The organism is Deinococcus rhizophilus (assembly GCF_030271215.1).
GTDB lineage: Bacteria > Deinococcota > Deinococci > Deinococcales > Deinococcaceae > Deinococcus > Deinococcus rhizophilus.
The window spans coordinates 1-500 of the sequence record NZ_JASNGB010000401.1 but is presented as its reverse complement, the minus strand read 5'-3'; the positions used below and the strand labels follow the sequence as shown (position 1 = coordinate 500).

Genomic DNA, 500 nt, shown 5'->3' with positions numbered 1-500 from the left:
GCGGGGACGGTGGCCGTGCGCGGCGGGGGCCGGACGCTGGCGGCGCTGCCCTCTGGCCCTCTGACCGGGCGGGTCAACCTCCTGCCGCGCCTGGGTGGGCAGCTTCAGACCGACCTCTCCCCCTTCCTGGCCCCCCTTCCGGCCGACGTCCGGGCTGAACTTGTCGCCGGGCGGCTCGTCGCGGACGTGACCCCGGACGGCGCGACGCTGGGCAACTCCGGGAGCCGCTACCTCGGGCAGCCGCTGGGCCTGCGCGGGGCCGTCTCCTGGCAGGGCGGCGTGCGGGCCAGCGCCGAGCTGACCCACCCCGGCACCCGCATCCCGCTGACCTACGACGGGCGCGACCTCGCCGTCCGGGGGGCGAGGCTGGATGCCCTCGCGCTGCGGCCCCTCGTGGAGGCGACCGGGCGCATCACCGCCGACCTGACGGTGCCGGGGCTGGATTTTGGCCGGGCGAGCGGGCGGGCCGACGTGAAGCTCGCCGCCGCCGGGCAGAGGGC

At 78.2% G+C, this 500-nt stretch carries 1 protein-coding gene; it reads left to right on the top strand.

From position 1 onward, the window contains the following. On the top strand, nucleotides 1-500 hold a 500-nt coding region (locus QOL99_RS17560; RefSeq protein WP_285525694.1), incomplete at both ends, for a hypothetical protein.